The following is a 21854-nucleotide window of genomic DNA, read 5'->3' as shown; positions in this document are numbered from 1 at the left end:
CTTCCACATGGGCGGCCACGTTGAGCTACGAGGAGGAGATGTGGCGACGACGGACGGCACGGTGACATTCCGTGCGGCGCGGGACTTCCTCTTGGAGCACCGTGAGGACTACAGCCGCGCCTACGCTGACTTCGCATGGCCTCAGCTCGACGAGTTCAACTGGGCGCTCGACTGGTTCGACGTGATCGCAGCCGGCAACGACAACCCGGCGCTCTGGATCGTTGAGGCGGATGGTGCGGAGCAGCGCTTTTCGTTCGCGGACATGGCTCGGCGGTCCAATCAGGTAGCCAACTGGCTTCGCCTCCGCGGTGTTGCCCGCGGTGACCGGGTCGTCCTCATGCTCGGCAATCAGGTGGAGCTTTGGGAGACGATTCTCGCGGTCATGAAGCTGGGCGCGGTCATCATTCCCGCAACGCCGTTGCTGGGTGCCGCCGATGCTCGGGACCGAGTGTCGCGCGGCGGGGCTCAGCACGTGATTGCTCTGTCCTCGGCGACCGAACGGTTCACCGACGTCGAATCGGCGGTCACCCGCATCGCCGTGGGCGCGCCTGTCGACGGCTGGCACGCCTTTCATGACGCGTACGCGGCAAGCTCGGAATTCGCGGCCGACGGTGTGACACGGTCAGGCGACACGCTGCTGCTGTACTTCACCTCGGGTACGACGGCACGGCCGAAGCTCGTGGAGCACACGCACGCGTCGTATCCCGTCGGGCACCTGTCGACGATGTACTGGATCGGCTTGCGGCCCGGCGACATCCATCTCAACATCTCGTCGCCGGGATGGGCGAAGCACGCCTGGAGCAACGTTTTCGCCCCGTGGAACGCGGAGGCGTGCGTGTTCATTCACAACTATTCGCGGTTCGATGGGCCGCGGTTGTTGAGTGAGATGCAACGGTGCGGGGTGACGAGCTTCTGCGCTCCCCCGACCGTGTGGCGCATGCTCATTCAGTCCGACCTCAGTACGCTCACCGACCCGCCGCGCGTGGTGGTCGGCGCCGGGGAACCGCTCAATCCCGAGGTCATCGACCAGGTGCAGAAGGCTTGGGGCGTGACGATCCGCGACGGGTTCGGCCAGACCGAGACGACCGTCCAGATCGCCAACACGCCAGGGCAGGTCGTGCGCCCCGGTTCGATGGGGCGTCCGGTGCCCGGCTATCGGGTCGCACTGCTTGACCCGGCGACGGGTGAGCCGGCGGAGGAGGGCGAGATCTGCCTGGAGTTGGACCCGCGACCGCTCGGCCTCATGGTCGGATACCACGGCGACGTGGAAATGACGGCCGCGGCGATGGCCGGCGGGTACTACCACACCGGCGACATCGGGTCCCGGGACTCGGACGGCTACATCACCTACGTGGGCCGTACCGACGACGTGTTCAAGGCCTCCGACTACCGGATCTCGCCGTTCGAACTCGAGAGCGTGCTCATCGAACATGCAGCCGTAGTGGAAGCCGCGGTGGTGCCGTCGCCTGACCCGTTGCGGCTCAACGTGCCCAAGGCGTACGTCGTCCTCGCCGACGGCTGGGCCGCCGATGAGGCGACGGCCGATGCGATCTTTGCTCATTGCCGCGCGCATTTGTCGCCTTACCAGCGGGTGAGGCGCATCGAGTTCACCGAGCTACCGAAGACGATCTCGGGCAAGATTCGGCGCGTTCAGCTTCGCGACGCCGAGCGCACGAAGTACGGATCCGCGGACGCCGTTCCGCCCGGCGAATACCGCGACAAGGGGTGATCGCGGCGGGAAGCGAAGCGATGGGGGGCCCGCCCCACACCGCGGGACGGACCCTCGTCACCACCAACCGAAAACTCAACAGCGCCCAAGGTCTTCCCACTGCTGGGTCCAGCCCGGTTCGGAGCCCTGCGTCCAATACCGCGCCCGCCACACATGCTTACCCTCACCCGAGGCCGGCCCGTTCGGGTCGCCGTACTTGCTCTTTTCGTGCTTCACCGTCTGTCCGCCCGTGTACACCGCCGAGAACGACCACTCCGGGGCCGACGAGCAGTCACCGGCCGGCGGCGGGCTGGACGGCGGGGTCGAGGGTGGGGTGGACGGCGGGGTCGAGGGCGGCGTCGACGGGTCGGTGCAGCCTCCGCCCGACGTCTCCACCGTGTCCGTGAACGTGGTTCCGGTGCTGCGGTACCCGGCGGCTCGCGCGCTTACCTGGGCGGGGGTCAGTGCTTGGTTCATGGCGAACAGGACCCAGTCGACCTGCTCGATGTACGTCGACAGGCCACCTGTGTGGGCCGCCGTGTCGATGAACCACAGGTTCCAGTTGATGGTCATCGTCTGCCGGGGGTAGTACTTGCCCGAGTGGTCGCCGACCTGGACGCCGTCGATGTAGTAGATGACGTGGCCGTTGGCGACGGTGGCTACGAGATCGTGCCAGCCGTTGAGGGAGTTGCGCTGGGACGAATGCACGTTGTCGGCGTACCAGGGGTCGGCTCGGTAGGTGTACCAGGTCGTCTGGTAGTTGATCGGTCCTGTCTCGCCCCAGCCTCCGTTGGGCAGGTACTCCGACACGTCCAGCTCGCTGTAGGTCGGGTCCATGTCGCCGTTGAGGGGGCTGATCGTGAAGAACGTCTCGTTGATGTGGTCGCCGTCGGCGCCGGTCGTCGGGGTGTCGGTGAAACGGATGCGGCTGGCGTACGTGCCTTCGAAGTAGCGCTTCTGCGTGCTGTACAGCTCTGCGTGGTTGGTGCCGCCGCCGGTGCCGTCCGTCGACGCGGTGAGCTGCATGACCTTCTGCCCGTCCGCCGTCGGGAAGGAGATGCTGTTCGGTGACCAGGTGGCGCCCGGCACGCCCGGTCCGCCGGCGTAACTGCGAGGTGTCCAGCCGTGCGATGACAGGTTCGGATCCGCGGACGAGGCGTAGTGGAAGTCATCGAAGAGATAGCCGCAGTCGGCGGCTGATGCGCTGGGAGCGTTCGCCACGACAGCGAACACACCCGCCAGGGCGGCCACCCCGGCGACAGCAAGAGGCTTGATGGACATGAGTCGATTCCTCCAAAGGGGGACGAGGAACAGGGGACAAGGAAGGGGCAGCAGGATGGGGACGAGAAGAGGCACCGAAGGAGCAGGAGCGAACGAGGAGCGGAAACGAAGGAACAGCAGCAGGAGGGGATGACAAGCGTGATGACCCGGGAGGTGGAGGGCGAGAGATGAAGCCGAGCGAGAAGGAAAGGCAGTGGGAGAGGCGGTGAGATAAGGGGTAGGGGATATAGGGACGAGGGAGGAGAGAAAAGGGGAAGGGAACAAGGTGGACGGCGCGAGACCGAGGGATCGGAGGGAGGGAAGAACCCGGAACTACTTGACCGCCCCGGCGGTCATTCCGGCGCGGATGTTTCTCTGGAACGCGATGTAGGCGACCAGCACCGGCAGCATCGCGATGGTCAACCCGGCGAACAGCCCACTCCAATCACTGCGATATCCCTGACTCACCGACAGAGCCGCCAACCCCTGCGCCAGGACGTACCGATCCGGGTCGGGGTTCAGAACCAGCGGAAGCAGGTACTGGTTCCACAGCCCCAGGAAATTGAAGATCCCGACAGCGACCAGCCCCGGCCGGGCCATCGGCAGCATGATGCGGAAGAACACCGCCCCGTGCGAGCAGCCGTCCATGAAGGCCGCCTCCGCGACCTCCCCCGGCAGCGTGCGGAAGAACGCGTGCAGGAAGAAGACCGTGAACGGTACGGCGTAGGCCGCGTACACCAGCACGAGCCCCTGATACGTCCCCAGCAACCCGAGCTGCTGCACCACGAAGAACAAGGGCACCAGCGCCAGGAACACCGGGAAGAACATGGCCGCGACGAACGTGTAGTACACGATCCGGTTGCCGCGGAATTCGTAGCGGGCCAGGGCGTACGCCACCAGCGAGCCCAGCAGCATCGTCAGCAGCAGAGCCCCGCCGACCACGATGAGGCTGTTGAGGAAGTACCGGCCGATGCTGGCTTCGTTCCAGGCCCGCGCCCAGTTGCCGGCCTGCGGGGTGGCCGGCAGGGACCACGGGTCGTTGAGGATCTCCTCGTCGGTCTTGAACGAGCTGACCACCGCCCACAGCAGCGGCAGCGCCGTGACGACCGCCCAGGCCAGCATGGCGAGGTGCACGGGCGCGGATCGCAGCGAGCGTGGCTGCACGGTGATCCGGCGAGAGCGGGTGAGGGAGAGCGACAGAGTCATGCGAACCCCTTGCGGTTGCCGCGCAGGGCGAGCACGGCGAGGGTCAGCGTGGCGAAGAACAGGGCGACGCCCATGGCCGAGGCGTATCCGAACTTCCCGTACTGGAAGGCGTTCCGGTAGAGCGACAGGCCGATGACCTCGGTGGCGCCGTCCGGGCCGCCCGGGCCGACCGTCATCACCTGCACCACCGCGAACGCGTCGAGCGCCGCGATTCCCAGGTAGACGAAGGCGACCTGGACGGTGTCGCGGACGAGCGGCAGGGTCACCCTGGCGAACGTCGTCCAGCCGCCCGCCCCGTCGATCAGGGCCGCCTCGAACAGCTCCGGGGGGATGCCGTCGATCGCCGCGCTGAACAGGACGACGTAGAAGCCGACCGAGGACCAGACCAGAACCGCCATCACGGCCGGGAGGGCGAGGGACGGCGATGCCAGCCAGGACGGTCCTCGCAGGCCCAGCGCGTGCAGGGCTCCGTTGAGCAGGCCGGTGGTGGGGTTGTAGACGAAGCTCCACAGCACCGCCACCACGACCAGGGACAGCAACTGCGGAAAGAAATAGATGATTTGGTACGCCCCTGAGCCGGCGATGCCCCGTCGGCCGCCGCGGCCGCCCAGGTGCAGCATGCTGGCCAGGAACAGGCCGATGGCGATGGTGGCGAACGGGACCAGGACGAGCATCAGCGCGTTGTTGCGGACGGCGTCGAGGAACAGCGAATCCTCGGCGAGGCGGGTGTAGTTCGCCGCGCCGATGAAGTGGGCAACGCCTGCGACGCCGGTCCAGTCGGTCAGCGACAGGTAGAAGGCTTGCGCGTACGGCGACAGCACGAAGACGACGTGCAGCGCCAGCGCGGGGATCAGGGCCCCGGCCAGGAACCGCCACCGGCCGTGTCTCATCAGCGGGTGTACTTCTTGACCGAGGAGTCCTTGGCGAGCGCATCCGCTGCCTTCTGGATCCGGTCCGACCACTGGGCGGCGGTGATCCTCCTGGTGACCAGTTCGCCCGTGGCGTCGTCGACCGCCTTGGCGAGCGGGGCGTACCACGTACGGAATCGGTAGGTGAAGGTCTCCGATCCCGCGGCCGTCACCGCGTCGCGGACCGAGCCCAGGCCGCTGCTCAGCGTCAGGCCTTCGGTGGCGCCGGCGACCGCCGGCAGGGTGCCCGCGGTCTCGGCGAAAGCCTTGGCCGACTGCTTCGAGAAGAGGATCCGCAGGTATTCCATGCCGCCGGCGGGGTTCTTCGCCTTGGCCGGCACGAGGAACGACTCGCTGCTGGCCGCCTGCACCGCGGTCTGCTCGAGCTGGTCCGAGGCGGTACGCGCCGGCACCGGGGCCATGACCATGTCGAAACCGTCCGGGGTGACGCCCTTCTGCTCGCTCTCCAGCCACGAGCCGCACGGGATGAACGCAGCCTTGCCCTGGCACCACGCGGCCTGGGCCTCGGTGTGGGACAGCGCCTCGGCGCCGGCCATGAGGTAGCCCTTGCCGGCCAGTTCCGCGAACGCTTCCGCGGCGGCGGCCAGCCCGGGGGCCTTCCACGCGTTCGGTTCGAGGTTGTCGACCGCCTTCACCAGCGGGAGGCCGCCGGTCTTCGCGGCCATGCTGAGCAGCGGGTCGTTGATGTACTCCGGGTACTTGCCCTGGTAGGTCCAGGGTGCGATGCCCGCGGCCTTGATGGTCGCGCAGAGCGTGAGCATCTCGTCCCAGGTCTTCGGGTACGCCCAGCCCTTCGCGGTGAACAGCTTCTTCGAGTACCAGAGGCCCCACACCGTGTACGTGAAGTTGAGCGTCTGCGGCACCCCGTCGAAGGTGCCGTCGTCCACCACGCCGGGCAGCAGCGTGTCGCGGACCTTCTTCGCCGGATCGTCGAACGCGGGCGCGTCGAGCAGTGACGTCAGGTCGGTGACCTGCTTGGCCGTGACGAGGGTGGCGATGTCGAGGCGGCCGGCGCCGGTGTTGTCCACGACGTCCGGGGGCGTGTCGGCGACGAATCTCGGCTGCAGCGCCTCGCCGACCTTCTGCAGGCCCTTGTGGTCGATCTTCGCGCCGGTGTACTTCTGCGTGTACCGGGTTTCCGCGCGTTTGGCGTACTCGTCGCCGTACCCGCCTTTGAAGATGACGACCTCGAGCGGAGCGTCGGCCTTGACCCCCAGGGGGTTGTCGGCGCTCTTGGTGCCGGTGTTGCCGGCAGCGGGATCGTCGTCGTCACCGCCACCGGTGACGCAGGCGGAGAGGAACGGCAGCGCCGCGGCGCTGAGAAGCAGGTTTCTTCTGGTCGCGGACATGGGCCCTCCCTATGCGGTACGCCGGATGCGCCCGGCGTAGCGCGCCTCGAGCTGTCGGTTGTGTTCGCGCCCGCCCGGCACGTTGTCGGACAGGTAGACCGGCGGGGTGACGCCGAGCGCCAGCAGCCGCGCCACCACTTCGACGACGATCTGCTGGGCGAGCAGCGCCGCGGTGATCGACGAGACCGCACCGACGGCGCCGTCGCCGTACGAGAGGGCCGCGTCGCCGTAGGGTGCGCCGTTGTCGAGCACGACGTCGGCGAGATCGGTGAGCTTGCGACCGCTGGCGTGCCGGGATGCGACCCGGGCCGAGTGGGCCAGCGAGGTGATTGCCACCAGTGCGTGGCCGCGCTGCTTGACGAGCTGGGCCATCTCGACGACCGCGCCGTTCACGCCGGAGTTGCTGGCGATGACGAACGCGTCGTCGGGTTTGATCGGGGCCAGCTCGTAGAGGCGGTGCGCGACCCGGGGCGTGCGTTCGAGCTGGGGGTCGGCGAGGACGCCGGCCGGTTCGCCGCCGTAGAGGACGATGTCGCGCAGGGCGATCCGGTTGGTCGGCACCAGGCCACCGGCCCGGCCGGCGATCTCCATGGCGAGCGCCTCGGAGTGGCCGCAGCCGAACGCCTGGATCACCCCGCCCGCCTGCAGCGTCGCGGTGAACACGCCGGCGGCCCGCGCCACCGCGTCGCGCTGGGTGGTGCCGGCACGGTCGATCGCGTCCCGGATCGCCTCGACGTAGTCGGCGCTCGTGATGGTCACAGCGGCTTGTCCCTCCGTGCTCGCTTGCGGTTGGCGGGGGTGTCCGGCAGGCGGTGCGCGTCGACGGCTCGTACGGTCAGCTCCAGGGCCTCGGCGGTCCGCTCGTACGTGCGCTGGGCGACCGCCACATAGATCAGGTCGAGGATCAGCAGCTGCGAGTGCAGGGCGGAGAGCGCGGCCAGCCGGAACGTGGTCTCGTGCACCGAGGTGGTGAAGACGACGTCGGCGACCTCGGCGAGCGGCGAGCGGGCGAAGCTCGTCACCGCCACCGTCATCGCGCCGTGGTCCGCGGCCTCGGCGAGCATTTCGATGGCCTCGCGGGTACGCCCCGAGTGGGACAGGGCGATCGCCACGTCGCCGGGGCCGAGCAGCGCCGCGTTCGTCAGCGCGGTGTGGGTGTCCGCCCGGTAGCGCACCGGGACGCGGATGCGCTCCAGGCGGAAGGCCATCTCGCTGCCCGCCGTACCGCTGCTGCCCAGGCCGAAGATCTCCACCCGGCCCGCGCCGGCGATGGCGGCCGCGACCCGCTCGATCGCGTCGGTGTCGAGCCCGGAGGCGGTGGCCTGGATGGCGCGGGTGTCCGCGGCGGTGATGATGTCCAGGACCTTCTCGGTCTGGTCGCCGGGGTGGATGTCGCCGCTGATGTCGGTCTCCCAGCGGGCCTGCTCGGCGCGTCCGGTCTCGGTGGCCACGGCCACGCGCAGGTTCGCGTACCCCTTGAAACCGAGCGCCCGGGAGAAGCGGGTGACCGTCGCGGTCGAGGTCCCGGACCGCTCGGCCAGGTCGACGATGCTGGCGTGCGCGGCCGTCTCGGGGTCGGCGAGGATCGTCTCGGCGATCTTCGCCAGCGCCTCCGGCATGGTCGGTCCCTCGATGCGCAGGCGCCCCAGCAGCCCGCCGCTCTCACCCGTCACCGTGGTCGTCCTTTTCATCGATGAGCTATGCCGATGAAAATTACGACCACTTCATCGTCTGGTCAACAAGAAATTTCTATGTTTCGATCTGGGCCATGAAGCTGGTGGTGGGTGTCGACGCCGGAGGGACGGCGTCCCGGGCGGTCGTGGCCACGGCGGGGGGCGAGATCGTCGGCCGCGGATCGGCCGGGCCGGGCAACCCCACGTCCGCGGGGGTCGCGGCCGTCCGAGCCATCGGTACGGCGGTCCGCGCGGCCCTGACCCGCCACGACCCCGGGGCGGTGATCGGGGGCGTCGCCGGGATCGCGGGCGTCGCCGTACTCACCGATCCGGCGATCGCCGCAGCCTTCGACGACGAGTGGGCGGCACTGGGCCTGAGCTGCCCGATCGAGGTCACCGGCGACGCGGTCACCGCCTTCGCCTCCGGCGTACCGGCCGCCCGCGGCGCCGCCCTGATCGCCGGCACCGGGGCCGTGGCGGCGCGCATCGACGGCTGGCGGATCACCGGCACCGCGGACGGGCTCGGCTGGCTGCTCGGCGACGAGGGCTCCGGGCTCTGGCTCGGCCTGCAGGCGGTCCGCTCGGTCGCCCGTTCCTGGACGTCCACACCGGAGGGACTGGCCGCGAAGGTGGCGGCCCACGCCGGCGCGAGCTCCTGCGACGAACTCGTGCACTGGGCCGGCCGGCAACACCCCGCCGCCTTCGCCGCGCTCGCACCGCTCGTGTGCGCCTCGGACGATCCGCTCGCGACCCGCCTGACGGCCGACGCCGCCGCGCGCCTGGTCGCCACGCTGACCGAACTCGGGCCGCCCGACGGCCCGGTGGTGCTCGCCGGCGGGCTGCTGACCGAGCCCACCCCGGTCCGCGCGGCGGTCCTCGCCGCCCTGACCGAGCCGGTGGCGACCGCCCGCGACCCGGCCGCCGGCGCCGCCTGGCTGGCCCTGCGCCGCACGCTGGCCCTCGACCCGGAGACAGCCGCCGGACTGCACCGGCGCATGCTCTCGTGATGGGAATTCGACACCTGTGGCAGCTGTACGAGCCGCTGCACGCGGTCACCTACTTCGCGCCCGAGGCCCGGACCGCCTTCGAGGGCGCCGGACTGCGGGGATTCTGGCGGGGCTACTTCGCCGGGCGCGCCGCCCCGCTCGGGGCGGTCACGGCGGCACCGGTCACCGCGCTGTTCTTCTCCTTCGCCCCGGCCATGGTGGCCCGCGCCCTCCCCGACGTCTGGCAGCGCGCGTCCCCGGAGCAGGCCCTGGCGGCCCGCCTCGAAGGCGCGGTGGCCGCGCTGCGGGCGGTCCTGCCCGACGATCCGGCACGGTGGTCGGCGGCGGCCGACCTGCTGGAGGCCGCGGCGCAGGCGGCCGTGACCGCCGGCCGTGCGCTCGGCGCCGCCAACGCCGCGCTCCCCCGCCCGGCCGAGCCGCTCCCCCGGCTGTGGCACGCCGCGACGGTGCTGCGTGAGCACCGCGGCGACGGGCACATCGCCGCGCTGGTCGACGCCGAAGTGACCGGCTGCCAGGCGCTCGTGCTCCGGGACGCGCTGTACGGCGGCAGGGACCAGCTCCAGCCCAACCGCGGCTGGACCGACGAGGAGTGGGACGCCGCGAGCCGGGAACTGGCGGAGCGCGGCTGGCTGGATGAGGACGGCCGGCCCACCCCCGAGGCGGCGGACGTCCACCGGGCCGTCGAGGACCGCACCGACCGGCTGGCCGCCCAGCCGTGGTCCGCACTCGACACCGGCGATCAGGCGCGGCTGGCCGAGCTGCTGGCGCCCCTGGCCACCGCGGTCGGCGTCGTCATACCGTATCCCAATCCGATGGGCGTACCGCGCGCTTAGACCGCGGGCGCCCAGCGGCGGACCGCGGCGGCCGCCGCCAGCGTGGTCCCGGCCAGCAGGCCCCACAGCAGGCCGGGACCGATCGACAACAGCGCCGTCAGCACAGCGGGCGCAGCGGCGTTGCCGATTCCCGTGGAGAGCTGCCAGCGGGCCAGCGCCCGGCCGAGGGCCCCGGGCGGCGCGGCGGCGGCGACCAGGGCGGTGCCGGTGCCGGCGTACAGGATCTCGCCCAGGGTGTAGGGCACCGCGACCAGCGCGACCGCCGCCGGACCGACCGGACCGGCGGCCCAGAACCCGACGTAGGACGCGGCGAGCACGACACCGGCGGCGGCCAGGACGGTACGCCGGGGCAGCCGGCGCAGGCGCACGACGAGCAGCACCTGCACCGCCACCACGAGCACGGTGTTGCCCGCGAACAACGCCGCCGACCAGGCCGGCGAGGCGTGCATCCGGGTCACCAGCAGCACCGGCAGAGCGACCTCAAGCACCCCGAAACACAGTGCGTACGGCAGGTTGGCCCAGGCCAGGGGCCCGAGGCCGGCACTGCCGCCGGCCGCGACCGGCGCGGCTGTCAGGCGCAGGCGCGGCAGCGACAGGACGAGCACGCCCGCGAGCAGGTAGCCCATGCCGTTGACGGCGGCCAGCACGCGCAGCGAGTCCGCCGCCGCGGCCGCGACGAGCGCACCCAAGCCCAGGCCGGCGTTGCGGATCGTCCGGGCGGTCGCCAGCGCCCGGTCCGCGGGGCCGTCGACAAGGGCGGTGACCAGCGCGGCCTGCGCGGCCGGCAGCGCCTGGTTGCCCGCGCCGAGCAGCAGCGCCGCCACCAGGAAGCCGGGCATGCCGCGGCCGAGCAGCAGCACCCCGATGCCCGCGACCCGGATGAACATCGTCGCCGCCATCGGCGCCCGCCGGCCGCCCGCGTCGATCCAGCGTCCGAGCAGCGGGATGCCCGCCAGCCCGGCGAGCAGTCCCACCGTCAGCGCCAGGCCCGCGAACGCCGCCGACAGGTGCAGCACGCTGAGGCCGTACAGGAGGAGAAAGGGCCGCAGGAGGCCCGAACCGAGGGCGTCCACCGCGAGGGCGACCGCGAAGCGATACGAGAGCATGCCGCCGACCGTCCGCCACGCAGCCCCGAAGGGCCCGCGGATTGACGGTTCGCGTCAACTGTCACGGGCGTACGGGCGAAGCGCCGTCAGAATAGCGGCGTGGCCCTGACCATCGACATCACCGGACTCCCCGCCGAGCGCTGCCTCTTCGCCGCCTCACCGCTGGCCGAGCTGGGCGCGATGCTGCACGTCCTGTCGGCCCCCGCGCACCATCCGGCACTGCAGTCCTGGGCGGCCGGCGTGCTGGCGGGATGCAAGCCGTCGTTCACCGACCGGCTGCTCGAGGCGGAATTCCTCTGGCACTCGTCGCGCGCCGACTTCCTGGTGCCCGCCCGCCCCCGCGCGACCCTCGCCGAGGAGCTCGACGACGTGGACGCGCTCAGCGACGAGGCATACGTGGCGGACGCGCTCGTCACCACCTGTGGATCGTCGCGGTTGTCGTTCCGGCGTACCGAGCCGGATCGCCTCAGGGATCTGGCGCGGGCCCGCGGGCCGGTCCAGGCCACCTTCGCCGAACAGCTTCTCGACGATCCCGCCTCGGTCCGGGTACGCGTCCGGCGCCTGCTCGAGGACTGCGTCGACGAATTCTTCGGCGAGGCCTGGCGGCGGGTCGCGTTCGCCCTCGCGGCCGACGCCCGGCGCATGAGCGACCTGCACGAGCGGCAAGGCCTCGGAGCGGCGCTGGCGGCGATGTCCCCGGCGATGACCCTCGCGGGCACCCGGATCGTGCTCGACAAGTTGCAGGACAACTGGACCAGCGCCGACGACGGGCTGACCTTCATCCCTACCGCCTTCGGCCGCCCGCACCTGCTCACCGTGCACGCTCCCGGTCGCCGGCCGGTCGTGCAGTACCCCACGGCCGCGGAAGAACCGGTGTCGCTGGACGTGGTGCGGCGGCGGATCGATGCGCTGGCCCATCCCGTACGGCTGCGGCTGTGCCGGACCCTGGCACGGGGAGCGAGCACCACGAGCGAGCTCGCCGAGGCCTGGCAATTGAGCGCGCCGGAGGTCTCCCGGCACCTGGCGGTCCTCAAGAAAGCCGGCCTCACGGTGACGACCCGGCGCGGCCGCTACGTCAGCCACCAGCTGGACCTGTCGGCCACGGCGGCGCTGGGCACGGATCTGATCGCGGTCCTGCTGCGCTGAGCCGTTCCGGCTACCGGCCTCTGCCGCACCATCGCAGGATCCCGATCTGGCGCAGTTCATTTCGCCACCATGATGTTGATGCGCCGGTATTCGCGCAGGGCCCCCTGCGCCCGTGCCCTCCGTTAAGGTGTGGCATGGCGAATCTCAAGCAATGGCTGAAGCGTGTCCGCGGTGACAATGTCATCCGCCACAGCGAAGCGAATATCATGAAAGTGCTGCAGCGGCAGAACGCTCAGCTTGCCGAGATCCGGACTCGGCTCAGCCAGCTCGAGAAGCCGGCGGCCATCGACCCCGAGACCTGGGGCAACGTGGCCCAGCCCGGGGAACTGGCGTTCCACAAGCGACCCAACCTCCGCTCCACCGATGAGTGGGAGAGCAAGAACAAAAAGTTCTGGGAGAGGCGCGGGTTCGACGCGACGGGCTGGGACGACAAATGGATCATTGACGTCGGCGCCGGCAGCCGGCTGCGCACCCTCTATTTCCAAGGCGCCAAGATCGCCGCGATCGAACCGCTGGCGGACAAATACATCGCCGAGGTGGAATGGCAAGATCTCGACCGGGCGGCGGAGGTGTACGCAAATCCGGCCGAGAAGGAGATCCCGGCGCTGCACGGGCGCGCCGACCTCCTGGTCTCGGTCAACGCTCTCGACCACGGGTACGACTTCGAGGCGGCGATCGCCAACCTGCGCCGGTACCTCAAGCCGGACGGCCTCGCGTACCTCACGTTCGACCAGCACGAACGTCCAGACGACCTGCACCAATTGATGATCGACGACAACAGGGCCCGGCCGATCTTCACGCGGTGCGGTTTCGATATCGAGCGGTTCGAGGAGTGGGGTCGCTATCACGGAGCCGCCGGCCCTGCCGCGCTGCACTACTGGCTGCGCCCAAGCAGCTGAGTTCGCTGCCCGTCGCCACCGATGCCCTCACCTCAGTGCGGCCGGGTCCGGGGCGACGAGCACCTTGAGGTGGCTGCCGCTCTCCGCATCCGCGAAGGCCGCCGCGGCTTCGGTCAGCGGCCGTACCGCGGTCACGAAATCGGTGGCCGACACCACGCCGTCGCGCAGCAGAACCATCGCCTCGGCGTAGTCGGCCGGCAGGTACGTGGCGCTGCCCTGGATCCGGAGCTGGCTGTCCTGCACCAGGGCGAGCGGCACGCTGACGTCGCCCGGCGGCACCCCGACGACCACCACGGTGCCGCCCTTGTTCGCCATGGCCAGCGCCTGGCGCAGGGTCGACTCCTCGGCGACGCAGTCGAAGACCACGTCGGCGCTCTCGCCCAGTGCCGCCCGTACCTGCTCGGCCGCGTCGGGAGCGGTGGCGTCCACGACGGCGTCGGCACCGAATGCCGTTGCGCGCTCGCGGGTGCGCGGGGACCGGGCCGTCATCACGATGCGGCGTGCGCCGCGCAGCCGGGCCACCCGGAGAGTGAGCAGGCCGATCGTGCCGGCGCCCAGGACGGCCACCGCCCGGCCCTCGAGCGGGCCGGCCAGGCGGGTGGCGTGCACCGGGGTGGCCAGCGGCTCGATCAGCGCGGCCGTCGTGTCGTCGAGCTCGTCCGGGACCGTGTGCAGGCGGCGGGCGTCGATGGTGAAGAGGTCCGCCATCCCGCCCTGCTCGGCGCCGCAGCCGAAGAAGCCGAGGTGCTCGCAGAGGTTCTCCCGGCCCGCCCGGCACTGCTTGCACGCCCAGCACGGCAGGTCCGGTTCCACGGTCACGCGGGTGCCGGGCCGCACGGCGGTCACGTCCGCGCCGGTCGCCAGCACGACGCCGACGACCTCGTGGCCGGGTGCGTACGGCAGGGTCACGTGGGGGTGGCGGCCGTGCAGGGCGTGGGTGTCCGAGCCGCAGACCCCGGAGACCGCGGTCCGCACCAGCGCCTCATTCGGACCGGGCACCGGCTCGGCGGCCGGCACCACCTGTACTCCTTCGGGGGTGACGACCACCTTGCGCATCATGGTCGGAGGATAATCGCCGGATGCCGATCCGACTCGCTCGTCCCGAGGACGCCGCCGGCGTCGTGGCGCTGCGTGCGGTCGTGTATCCGTACCTCGTGAAGGGGGTCGAGGCGACGCGGCGGGCGATCACCGGTTCGCAGTGGGTGGCGGTCGAGGACAGCGAGATCGTCGGGTGGGTGGCGGCGCACGGGCAGACCATCTCGCTGCTGCACGTCCATCCGGACCACCGGGGGCGGGGTATCGGGACGGAGCTGCTGGCGGTGGCACGCCGGCACGTGACGGAGCCCGCACGGGTCTTCGCCTTGCCGGAATTCCTGGGGTTCGCTCGCCGGCACGGGTTCACGCCGAGCCGGGAGATCCGTTACGCGGCCGTGGACCTGACGCATTTCCCGCGGGCCTCCAGCGATCTGCCGCGGCTGCGCGACGTGGATCTCACCGAGCTGCACCGTGCGTACGCGGAGGCGACCGCCGACGAGCCGGGCGACGTCCCGCCCGCGCCGGTGCCGTACGACCGGTGGCGCGCGGAATTCTGGGACAACCCCGACGCCGACACGGACGCGGGCACGGTGGCGGTACGCGACGGGCGCCCGGTGGCGTTCTCGCTGCTGCTGCGCGACGGGGACCGGGCGTGGTCGGACATGACCGCGACGCTGCCCGCATACCGGGGACTGGGTCTGGCGTACGAGGTCAAGCGCGCGGCGCTGGGCCGCTGTCGCGCGCGGGTCGCGTACACATCGAACGATGCCGCCAACCGTCCGATGCTGGCGGTGAACGCGCGGCTGGGTTACCGGCCGGTCGCCGCCCAGTGGAGCTGCGTCGGCGACGCACTACGGTAGGAGCGTGCGCGCACCGACGATGGCCGACATCGCCCGGCGCGCCGGAGTGTCCCGCATCGCCGTCTCGTACGCGTTGAACGGCCGTCCCGGCGTGTCGGCCGACCTCCGCGAGCGGATCCTGGTGATCGCCCGGGACCTGGGCTACCGGGCGCACGGGCCGGCGCTGGCGTTGCACGGGGCCGCGGCCCGGGCGATCGGGATGGTTCTGCTGCGCTCGTCGGCCGCCCTGACCGTCGAGGTCTTCGGGCGGCAGCTCATCGCCGGCGTCCAGGCCGAGCTGGCGGGGCACGGCTTCGGCCTGGCCCTGCAGATGGTCGCGGGCCTGGACGAGGAGGCCGCGGTCTACCGCCGGTGGAGCGCCGAGCGGCGCGTCGACGGGGTGCTGATCTGCGACCCCCGCGTCGACGATCCGCGGATCAGGGCGGTGCGCGAGCTGGGCCTGCCCGCCGCGCTGGTCGGCAGCACGTACGACGACCGGTTGCCCGGCGCGTGGTGCGACGACCGCGGTTGGTCCCGGGAGGTGGCCGGCCACCTGGCGGGCCTGGGGCACCGGCACGTCGCGCGGGTCAGCGGGCCGGCGGGCATGCTGCACACCGCGATCCGCGACGAGGCGCTGCGCTCGGCGGCCGATGAGCTCGGCCTGCGGACGACGATCGTGCGGGGCGACTACACCGGCGACTCGGGTGCGCGGGTGACCCGGGAGCTGCTCGACCGGGCGGACCGGCCCACGGCGATCGTCTACGACAACGATGTGATGGCGATCGCGGGCCTGGGGGTGGCCGGCGAGCTGGGCCTGGCGGTGCCGGCGGAGCTGTCCATCGTGGCGTGCGAGGACTCGCCGCTGTGCGAGGTGGTCGGGCCCCCGCTGACCGCGGTGCATCGCGACATCGCCGGGTACGGCGCACTGGCGGCGGCCCGGCTGCTGGCCGCCGTCGACGGCGACGTCGCTCCCCCGGTGCAGGCCTCGGGCGGCCGGTTGGCGGTCCGCGGGAGCACCGGAGCGGCCTGAGTCACGGCGGCGGGGCGGTGCTGCCGCGCACCAGCAGCCGGGCCGGTTCGTCGAGCCGGGCGCCGACCCGCTCCCCCGCGATCACGGCCAGCAGCAGCCGGGCCGCGTGCTCGCCGTAGGCGAAGATGTCCCGGGTCAGTGCGGTCAGCGGGGGATGCACCAGCCCGCACATGGGCGAGTCGTCCCAGGCCACGATGGACAGGTCGGCGGGTACATCGCGGCCGAGCTCCCGTGCCACGGACAGCCCGGCGATCGCCATGACGTCGTTGTCGTAGACGATCGCGGTCGGCCGGGCGTCGCCCGCGAGCAGCTCCCGGGTGGCACGCGCGCCGGCCGCCCCGCTGTAGTCGGTGAACACGGTCATCTCCTCGGTGAGCCCGAGCTCCGCGAACGCCCGGGTCCGCGCGGCGGTGTGCGCGAGCCCCGGAAGGCCGGCTACCCGGGCGATGCGCCGGTGACCCAGCCCGGCCAGATGCTCCACCGCAGTCGCCACCGACACGGCGTCGTCGGACCAGAGGCTCGCCAGGTCACCCTCGGGCGGGGGCGGCCCCACCACGACCGCGGGTACGCCGATCCGCTCGACCGCCGGCACCCTCGGATCGTCGGCGCGCAGGTCGCAGAGCAGCACCCCGTCGACGCGCCCCTCGACCCACCACTGCTGGTAGACCTCGATCTCGGCCTCGGCGTCGTCCTCGGGGACCATCTGCAGCAGCAACGCGTACGAGCGGGTGGACAGCGCCGACTCGAGCCCGCTGATCAGCTCCATGAAGAACGGCTCGACGCCCAGCAGGCTGGCCGGGCGGCGCAGGGCGAGACCCACCACGTGCGCCGGGGCGCCGGCCAGCGCGCGGGCGGCCGCACTGGCCCGGAAGCCCATCCGGTCGGCGATCGCGAGGATCCGGGCGCGGGTCTCGGCCGACACGCCGGGGCGGTCGTTGAGGGCGTACGACACCGCGCCCTTGGACACGCCCGCCTCGCGCGCGATATCGGCGATCGTCGGTCTCTTCACCGTGGCGACCTTAGGGCAGGAAGCCCAGTCGACGCGCGGTCACCACCGTCTCCACGCGGCCGTGGGTGCCGAGTTTGCGCATGGCGTTGCGGAGATAGCTCTTCACCGTCTCCGGCAGCAGGCCCAGCCGCCGGGCCGCCTCGGCGTTGCTGCACCCCAGCGCGACCGTCGCGAGAACGTCCAGCTCCCGGGGTGACAGCGGATTGACCTTACGCGGATCGCCGCCCGACCGGCCGAGCAGCGCGCACACCTGCCGCAGCCGCGAGCGCAGGTCCGGATCCGCCACCTCGGGAACGATCGCGCGCAGCTCGGCGTGGGCCTGCCGGACGTCCTCCCACTGCGCACCGCGGGAGACGGCGGCGGCCGCTTCGATCTCGTCGAGGCGGCGCTGCACTTCCCGGCGTACGGTCAGCTCCGTCGCGATCCCGGCCGCCACCCGGGTCATCGCGTCGAGCGCCCGCGCGCCCACCGCCAGGGGTTCCCGCGTGCCCGCGTAGAGCACGGCCTGCACGGAGGCGCCCGCCGTGACCGGCACCGCGACGATCGCGCGCAGGCCCTCGGCGATCACCGGCTTGTCATATTCGTGGCTGATCCTCGGGTCCGCGGCGTAGTCCTCGACCCCCGCCGGGCGCGCCGTGGTCACCACCCGGCCGCCGAGCCCGCTGCCCGCGCTGACCACCAGGCCGTGCAGGGCGAGCGTGGTCGTGCCCGCGAAGCCGGTCAGCCGCATGGCCCGGCCGTCGGCGGCCACCGCACCGCCGAACGCGACCGGCAGCCCCGTGACCCGCCGGATCCGGCCGAGCGCGGCGGTCAGGTCGGCTGTTTCGAGCACGGTCCCAGCATGTCGCGCACCCGGCCCGCGGTCCACCCCTGTACGGGGGTGGTGGCCCCGCGCTGTCCGGCCCATGCTGCAGAAATGCTCTCCTATGCCTCCGGAACCTCCGACGTGCCGCTGCTCGGTGAAACCATCGGCGCCAACCTCGCCCGCACAGTGGCGGCCTTCGGCGACCGCGAGGCGTTGGTCGACGTGCCTTCCGGGCGACGGTGGACGTACCGGGAGTTCGACGCCGTCGTGGACGACGTCGCGCGCGGCCTCCTGGCCCGCGGGATCGCCAAGGGCGATCGCGTCGGCATCTGGGCACCGAACTGCGCGGAGTGGGTCATCGTCCAGTACGCCACCGCGCGCATCGGGGCGATCCTGGTCAACGTCAACCCGGCCTACCGGACGCACGAGCTCGACTACGTGGTCCGGCAGTCCGGCATGCGGCTGCTCGTCAGCGCGGCCGCCTTCAAGACCAGCGACTACCGGTCGATGATCGCCGAGATCGGGTTCGGCGAGACGGTCTTCATCGGCACCGGCGACTGGGACGCGCTGATCGCCGCAGGCGAGGGCCGCGAGCCCGCCGAGCCACTGTCCTTCGACGACCCCATCAACATCCAGTACACGTCCGGCACCACGGGTTTCCCGAAGGGCGCGACGCTGTCGCACCACAACATCCTCAACAACGGCTACTTCGTGGGGGAGCTCCTGGGCTACACCGAGAACGACCGCATCTGCATCCCGGTGCCGCTCTACCACTGCTTCGGCATGGTGATGGGCAACCTCGCGGCCACCTCGCACGGCGCCACGATGGTCCTGCCCGCCCAGGGCTTCGACCCCGCGGCCACGCTGCGGGCCGTCGCGGACGAGCGCTGCACCTCCCTGTACGGCGTACCGACCATGTTCATCGCCGAGCTGGGTCTCGAGGACTTCGGGACGTACGACCTGACGAGCCTGCGTACGGGGATCATGGCAGGCTCTCCGTGCCCGGTCGAGGTGATGAAGCGCGTGGTCGCCGAGATGAACATGAGCGAGGTGGCGATCTGCTACGGCATGACCGAGACGTCGCCCGTGTCCACGATGACCCGGCGCGACGACGGGCTGGAACGGCGTACCGGAACGGTCGGCCGCGTGATGCCGCACCTCGAGTCGAAGGTCGTGGACCCGGCCACCGGCCTGGTCCTGGAGCGCGACGAGCCGGGCGAGCTCTGCACCCGGGGTTACTCGGTGATGCTCGGCTACTGGGACCAGCCGGAGGCGACGGCCGAGGCGATCGACGCGGCCCGCTGGATGCACACCGGGGATCTGGCCACGATGGACGCCGACGGCTACGTGAACATCGTCGGCCGGATCAAGGACCTCGTGATCCGCGGCGGCGAGAACGTCTATCCCCGAGAGGTCGAGGAGTTCCTCTACACGCACCCGGATGTCGTCGACGTCCAGGTGATCGGCGTGCCGGACGAGAAGTACGGCGAGGAGCTGATGGCCTGGGTCGTGCTACGCCCGGGGGCGGAGCCGCTGACGGCGGAGGCGGTGCGGGAGTTCTGCGCGGGGCGGCTGGCCCACTTCAAGGTGCCCCGCTACGTTCACGTGGTCGACGGCTTCCCGATGACCGTGACCGGCAAGGTCCGCAAGGTCGAGATGCGCGAGCTGGCGGTGGACATCCTCAAGAACGCGTGACGGCCCATTCCCGTGCGTTGCGCCCGGCGCCGTGGTCCTCCCGCAATTCGGGGTCCGCGCCCGCGGCGAGCAACTCCCGCACACTTTCCTCATGGCCCCAGGCCGCGGCCGCGCAGAGCGGCAGGCCCTGCTCGCCGGTGCCGCTCTCGACATCGGTACGGGCACCCGCCGCGAGCAGCACCCGCACGTTGACGAAGGCGTTGTGCACACTTGCCCGATACAGGGGGGTCGTGCCGTACACGTCCGGAATGTTGGGATCTGCCCCGGCCCGCAGGAGCCGGGCGACGTCCTGGTGGCTCCCCCAGCCTGCGGCCTCGACGAGCCGCCGCTGCAGCTTCTTGCGTCGTCGCCGGTTCACCGCCCCAGCCTGGCATGAGACAAATTCGCCTCTGGTGTAACACCCCGCGGCATGGTGGAGTATCACCCATGACGGACTACGACATCGTCGTCGTGGGCAGCGGGTTCGGGGGCAGCGTCACGGCGCTGCGGCTGGCCGAGAAGGGCTACCGCGTCGGCGTGCTCGAGGCCGGCCGGCGCTACACCCCCGACACGCTGCCGAAGACTTCGTGGGACCTGCGGGCGTTCCTCTGGGCACCGGCCCTCGGGCTGCGCGGCATTCAGCGGATCACCCTGCTCAAGGACATCATGGTGCTCTCCGCCGCGGGGGTGGGCGGCGGCTCCCTCGTGTACGCGAACACCCTCTACCAGCCGCCGGCGCGGTTCTTCACCGACGAGCACTGGTCGGGGATCACCGACTGGGCACGCGAGCTGGAGCCTCACTACGACCAGGCGTCCCGCATGCTCGGCGTGACCGTCCAGCCGTCGATGACGCCGTCGGACCGGGTGGTCGAGTCGGTCGCGAAGGAGATGGGCGTGGGCGGGACGTTCCGCCGCACGCCGGTCGGGGTGTTCTTCGGCGAGCCCGGCAAGACGGTGCCGGACCCGTACTTCGGCGGCGCCGGACCGGCTCGCACCGGCTGCATCGAGTGCGGCGACTGCATGATCGGCTGCCGGGTGGGCGCCAAGAACCGCCTGGACCTGAACTACCTGCACCTAGCCGAGAAGCTGGGCGCGACCGTGCATCCGGACACCGAGGTGACCGCGCTGCGGCCGGTGCACGGCGGCTGGCGGGTGGAGACCCGCCGGCGCGTGTTCACCGCCCGGCAGGTGGTGCTCTCGGCGGGCGCGCTCGGCACGCAGCGGCTGCTGCACGCGATGAAGGACACCGGCGTGCTGCCCGCCCTCTCGCCGCGGCTGGGGTCGCTGACGCGCACGAATTCCGAGGCGGTGCTGGGTGCGCAGGCTCCGCGCGTACCCGACGAGCCCTACTCCCGGGGCGTCGCGATCACCTCGTCGTTCCACCCGGACCCGGACACCCACATCGAGCCGGTCCGCTACGGGCCCGGCAGCAACGCGATGGGCATGCTCACCACCCTGCTGGTGGACGGCGGCGGGAAGGTGCCACGGCCGGTGAAGTTCCTCGGGCAGGCGCTGCGGCACCCGCTGCTGCTGCTGCGCACGCTGTCCAACCGGCGGTGGAGCGACCGGACCATCATCGCGCTGGTCATGCAGACCCTGGACAACTCGCTGACGGTACGCCGGACCCGCCGCGGCCGCCTCACCACCGGCCCCGGGCACGGCCCCGCCAACCCCACCTGGATCCCCGTCGGCCACGAGGCGGTACGCAGGATCGCCACGGCCATCGGCGGCCACCCGGGCGGAGCGATCGGCGACGTGTTCGACATCCCGATGACCGCGCACATCCTCGGCGGCGTGACGATCGGTGACTCCCCGGAGACCGGAGTCGTCGACCCTTACCAGCGGGTGTACGGCTATCCGGGGCTGCACGTCGCGGACGGGTCGGTCATCCCGGCCAATCTGGGGGTCAATCCGTCGCTCACCATCACGGCGCTGGCCGAGCGGGCGATGTCGTTCTGGCCCAACAACGGGGATCCGGATCCGCGCCCGGCGCCGGGGGCGGGGTACGAGCGGGTCGAGCCGGTCCCGCCGCGCTCGCCCGCGGTGCCGGCGCACGCCCCGGCGGCGTTGCGCTGGACCGCCGCCACGCCTCCGGTTACACCGCCTGGCTGACGGGCTTTCCGGCGCGCGCGCCGGCCTTCCCTCTGGCCGGCCGCGCGCCGGGTTTCTCACAGGCCCGGCCCGGCCTTCCCACGCGCCAGGCTTGCCTTGGCTTGGCCGCCTGCCAGGCTTGCCTTGGCTTGGCCGCGCGCCAGGCTTGCCTTGGCTTGGCCGCGCGCCAGGCTTGCCTTGGCTTGGCCGCGCGCCAGGCTTGCCTTGGCTTGGCCGCGCGCCAGGCTTGCCTTG

20 protein-coding genes are annotated in these 21854 nt (G+C 71.6%); 9 read left to right on the top strand and 11 right to left on the bottom strand.

Annotation, left to right across the window (positions count from 1 at the left end; all coding sequences use genetic code 11):
* The first annotated feature begins 40 nt into the window (after window positions 1–40).
* Window positions 41–1729, top strand: a complete 1689-nt coding sequence (locus ACIBO8_RS14660) for an AMP-binding protein (protein WP_396115702.1) — start codon at window positions 41–43, stop codon at window positions 1727–1729.
* Between the two features lie 75 nt (window positions 1730–1804).
* On the opposite strand, the gene ACIBO8_RS14655 is transcribed toward ACIBO8_RS14660, so the two are convergent.
* From ACIBO8_RS14655 to ACIBO8_RS14630, 6 genes are all read right to left on the bottom strand, one after another.
* The gene (locus tag ACIBO8_RS14655; RefSeq protein ID WP_396115701.1) at window positions 1805–2989 is read right to left on the bottom strand and encodes a glycosyl hydrolase; all 1185 of its coding nucleotides are present in this window, start codon (window positions 2987–2989) and stop codon (window positions 1805–1807) included.
* 312 nt (window positions 2990–3301) lie between these two features.
* A complete protein-coding gene (locus ACIBO8_RS14650; RefSeq protein ID WP_396115700.1) occupies window positions 3302–4174 on the bottom strand; it encodes a carbohydrate ABC transporter permease in 873 nt (290 codons plus the stop codon).
* Complete coding sequence (locus tag ACIBO8_RS14645) at window positions 4171–5064, bottom strand: carbohydrate ABC transporter permease (protein ID WP_396115699.1); 894 nt, start codon at window positions 5062–5064, stop codon at window positions 4171–4173. Before ACIBO8_RS14645 ends, ACIBO8_RS14650 begins: the two co-directional genes overlap by 4 nt.
* On the bottom strand, window positions 5064–6452 hold the full coding sequence (gene ngcE / locus ACIBO8_RS14640; protein ID WP_396115698.1) for an N-acetylglucosamine/diacetylchitobiose ABC transporter substrate-binding protein: 1389 nt from the start codon (window positions 6450–6452) through the stop codon (window positions 5064–5066). The genes ACIBO8_RS14645 and ngcE overlap by 1 nt, the downstream gene beginning before the upstream one ends.
* A gap of 9 nt (window positions 6453–6461) precedes the next feature.
* On the bottom strand, window positions 6462–7205 hold the full coding sequence (locus ACIBO8_RS14635; protein WP_396116386.1) for a sugar isomerase domain-containing protein: 744 nt from the start codon (window positions 7203–7205) through the stop codon (window positions 6462–6464).
* 2 nt (window positions 7206–7207) lie between these two features.
* Complete coding sequence (locus ACIBO8_RS14630) at window positions 7208–8125, bottom strand: MurR/RpiR family transcriptional regulator (protein WP_396115697.1); 918 nt, start codon at window positions 8123–8125, stop codon at window positions 7208–7210.
* 95 nt (window positions 8126–8220) lie between these two features.
* Between ACIBO8_RS14630 and ACIBO8_RS14625 the strand changes: the two genes are divergently transcribed.
* Together ACIBO8_RS14625 and ACIBO8_RS14620 are read left to right on the top strand one after the other, a co-directional pair.
* A complete protein-coding gene (locus ACIBO8_RS14625) occupies window positions 8221–9132 on the top strand; it encodes an N-acetylglucosamine kinase (protein ID WP_396115696.1) in 912 nt (303 codons plus the stop codon).
* Window positions 9132–9965 carry a hypothetical protein gene (locus ACIBO8_RS14620; protein WP_396115695.1) on the top strand — a complete coding sequence of 278 codons (834 nt, stop codon included), beginning with the start codon at window positions 9132–9134 and terminating at the stop codon, window positions 9963–9965. The genes ACIBO8_RS14625 and ACIBO8_RS14620 overlap by 1 nt, the downstream gene beginning before the upstream one ends.
* On the opposite strand, the gene ACIBO8_RS14615 is transcribed toward ACIBO8_RS14620, so the two are convergent.
* Window positions 9962–11071, bottom strand: a complete 1110-nt coding sequence (locus ACIBO8_RS14615) for an MFS transporter (protein ID WP_396115694.1) — start codon at window positions 11069–11071, stop codon at window positions 9962–9964. The two genes, ACIBO8_RS14620 and ACIBO8_RS14615, sit on opposite strands and share 4 nt — an antisense overlap.
* Window positions 11072–11170: 99 nt before the next feature.
* Here ACIBO8_RS14615 and ACIBO8_RS14610 point away from each other — a divergent pair, with 99 nt between their 5' ends.
* The gene (locus ACIBO8_RS14610; RefSeq protein ID WP_396115693.1) at window positions 11171–12217 is read left to right on the top strand and encodes a DUF5937 family protein; all 1047 of its coding nucleotides are present in this window, start codon (window positions 11171–11173) and stop codon (window positions 12215–12217) included.
* Window positions 12218–12351: 134 nt separating this feature from the next.
* Complete coding sequence (locus tag ACIBO8_RS14605) at window positions 12352–13116, top strand: class I SAM-dependent methyltransferase (protein WP_396115692.1); 765 nt, start codon at window positions 12352–12354, stop codon at window positions 13114–13116.
* Window positions 13117–13143: 27 nt separating this feature from the next.
* On the opposite strand, the gene ACIBO8_RS14600 is transcribed toward ACIBO8_RS14605, so the two are convergent.
* Window positions 13144–14175, bottom strand: coding sequence for a zinc-binding dehydrogenase (locus ACIBO8_RS14600; protein ID WP_396115691.1), 1032 nt, complete (start codon window positions 14173–14175; stop codon window positions 13144–13146).
* 20 nt (window positions 14176–14195) lie between these two features.
* On the opposite strand from ACIBO8_RS14600, the gene ACIBO8_RS14595 reads away from it, so the two are divergent.
* Together ACIBO8_RS14595 and ACIBO8_RS14590 are read left to right on the top strand one after the other, a co-directional pair.
* On the top strand, window positions 14196–15011 hold the full coding sequence (locus tag ACIBO8_RS14595; RefSeq protein ID WP_396115690.1) for a GNAT family N-acetyltransferase: 816 nt from the start codon (window positions 14196–14198) through the stop codon (window positions 15009–15011).
* 4 nt (window positions 15012–15015) lie between these two features.
* Window positions 15016–16020 (top strand): LacI family DNA-binding transcriptional regulator, encoded by a 1005-nt coding sequence (locus tag ACIBO8_RS14590; protein WP_396115689.1) that lies wholly within the window; start codon window positions 15016–15018, stop codon window positions 16018–16020.
* Window position 16021: 1 nt separating this feature from the next.
* Here ACIBO8_RS14590 and ACIBO8_RS14585 read toward each other — a convergent pair whose 3' ends face one another.
* Together ACIBO8_RS14585 and ACIBO8_RS14580 are read right to left on the bottom strand one after the other, a co-directional pair.
* Window positions 16022–17029 (bottom strand): LacI family DNA-binding transcriptional regulator, encoded by a 1008-nt coding sequence (locus ACIBO8_RS14585; RefSeq protein ID WP_396115687.1) that lies wholly within the window; start codon window positions 17027–17029, stop codon window positions 16022–16024.
* Window positions 17030–17039: 10 nt separating this feature from the next.
* Entirely contained in the window at window positions 17040–17861 is an 822-nt protein-coding gene (locus ACIBO8_RS14580; protein ID WP_396115686.1) for a LuxR C-terminal-related transcriptional regulator, read from the bottom strand.
* An 84-nt stretch (window positions 17862–17945) separates the two neighbouring features.
* Here ACIBO8_RS14580 and ACIBO8_RS14575 point away from each other — a divergent pair, with 84 nt between their 5' ends.
* Window positions 17946–19529, top strand: a complete 1584-nt coding sequence (locus tag ACIBO8_RS14575) for an AMP-binding protein (protein WP_396115685.1) — start codon at window positions 17946–17948, stop codon at window positions 19527–19529.
* Here ACIBO8_RS14575 and ACIBO8_RS14570 read toward each other — a convergent pair.
* Window positions 19516–19887 carry an ankyrin repeat domain-containing protein gene (locus ACIBO8_RS14570; RefSeq protein WP_396115684.1) on the bottom strand — a complete coding sequence of 124 codons (372 nt, stop codon included), beginning with the start codon at window positions 19885–19887 and terminating at the stop codon, window positions 19516–19518. The genes ACIBO8_RS14575 and ACIBO8_RS14570 overlap by 14 nt on opposite strands.
* Window positions 19888–19955: 68 nt before the next feature.
* Between ACIBO8_RS14570 and ACIBO8_RS14565 the strand changes: the two genes are divergently transcribed.
* A complete protein-coding gene (locus ACIBO8_RS14565; RefSeq protein ID WP_396115682.1) occupies window positions 19956–21620 on the top strand; it encodes an FAD-dependent oxidoreductase in 1665 nt (554 codons plus the stop codon).
* Window positions 21621–21854: the final 234 nt, after the last annotated feature.

Source organism: Actinoplanes sp. NPDC049681 (genome assembly GCF_044465265.1).
In the GTDB taxonomy this organism is placed as follows: Bacteria; Actinomycetota; Actinomycetes; order Mycobacteriales; family Micromonosporaceae; genus Actinoplanes.
The sequence above is the reverse complement of the archived record's forward strand: the minus strand, read 5'-3'. Positions and strand labels throughout refer to the sequence as shown.

What these genes read in the sequence shown, in the direction of transcription:
- ACIBO8_RS14650 (WP_396115700.1), bottom strand. Translation starts at nt 4,174, where the DNA reads ATGACTCTGTCGCTCTCCCTCACCCGCTCTCGCCGGATCACCGTGCAG.
- ACIBO8_RS14565 (WP_396115682.1), top strand. Translation starts at nt 19,956, where the DNA reads ATGACGGACTACGACATCGTCGTCGTGGGCAGCGGGTTCGGGGGCAGC.
- ACIBO8_RS14645 (WP_396115699.1), bottom strand. Translation starts at nt 5,064, where the DNA reads ATGAGACACGGCCGGTGGCGGTTCCTGGCCGGGGCCCTGATCCCCGCG.
- ACIBO8_RS14620 (WP_396115695.1), top strand. Translation starts at nt 9,132, where the DNA reads ATGGGAATTCGACACCTGTGGCAGCTGTACGAGCCGCTGCACGCGGTC.
- ACIBO8_RS14625 (WP_396115696.1), top strand. Translation starts at nt 8,221, where the DNA reads ATGAAGCTGGTGGTGGGTGTCGACGCCGGAGGGACGGCGTCCCGGGCG.
- ACIBO8_RS14605 (WP_396115692.1), top strand. Translation starts at nt 12,352, where the DNA reads ATGGCGAATCTCAAGCAATGGCTGAAGCGTGTCCGCGGTGACAATGTC.
- ACIBO8_RS14595 (WP_396115690.1), top strand. Translation starts at nt 14,196, where the DNA reads ATGCCGATCCGACTCGCTCGTCCCGAGGACGCCGCCGGCGTCGTGGCG.
- ACIBO8_RS14615 (WP_396115694.1), bottom strand. Translation starts at nt 11,071, where the DNA reads ATGCTCTCGTATCGCTTCGCGGTCGCCCTCGCGGTGGACGCCCTCGGT.
- ACIBO8_RS14655 (WP_396115701.1), bottom strand. Translation starts at nt 2,989, where the DNA reads ATGTCCATCAAGCCTCTTGCTGTCGCCGGGGTGGCCGCCCTGGCGGGT.
- ngcE (WP_396115698.1), bottom strand. Translation starts at nt 6,452, where the DNA reads ATGTCCGCGACCAGAAGAAACCTGCTTCTCAGCGCCGCGGCGCTGCCG.
- ACIBO8_RS14575 (WP_396115685.1), top strand. Translation starts at nt 17,946, where the DNA reads ATGCTCTCCTATGCCTCCGGAACCTCCGACGTGCCGCTGCTCGGTGAA.
- ACIBO8_RS14600 (WP_396115691.1), bottom strand. Translation starts at nt 14,175, where the DNA reads ATGATGCGCAAGGTGGTCGTCACCCCCGAAGGAGTACAGGTGGTGCCG.